The sequence below is a fragment of the Mycetohabitans sp. B3 genome, assembly GCF_021498065.1.
Taxonomy (GTDB): Bacteria; Pseudomonadota; Gammaproteobacteria; order Burkholderiales; family Burkholderiaceae; genus Mycetohabitans.
Genome location: NZ_JAHLKN010000139.1, coordinates 1 through 522, shown reverse-complemented (window position 1 = coordinate 522; position 522 = coordinate 1). Strand labels below are relative to the sequence as shown.

Genomic DNA, 522 nt, shown 5'->3' with positions numbered 1-522 from the left:
TCATCGTCCACTAACAGCCCGATGGGGTAATTAGTGCGCTCCTGCGCGCTCAACAGTTCCACACCCGGTAGCCTGCTGCACTCATCCAAGCCCATTGCATTGTGCCGGTAATTAAGCAGCGCGCTAAAGAGCGGCGTGTCCGCTGGCACACCGCTGCAGCGCTGCGCGAGTGCCAGCGACGCATGCTCATGCTCGAGCAACGCTGCCAGCCGCGCGTGCGTGCTCCGCATACACGTCCGCACACTGCCGTCCAGGTCCACGCGCAGCGGCAGCGTATTGATAAAGAGCCCCATCGCACTGTCGGCACCTTCACCCGCTTGCATTCGCCCAAACAGCACGGTGCCCAACACCACACGTTGTTGGCCGCTCGCGCGGGCAAGCACCTGCGCCCATGCCAGATGGCATAGGCTCGCTAAGCTCACGCCCCAGCGCCGCGCCTGTACACGCAGCCGATCGTTCAACGCCGGCGGCAACATCCGGTGTGCCTCGCTCACGTCACGACCGTCATGCTGTACCTGCGCG

Annotated in this window: 1 protein-coding gene; it reads right to left on the bottom strand. The window is 64.2% G+C overall.

What is annotated here, in order from left to right:
- Nucleotides 1-522 (bottom strand): condensation domain-containing protein (locus KQH55_RS15975; RefSeq protein ID WP_235091657.1); only part of this gene is annotated, 522 nt, incomplete at both ends.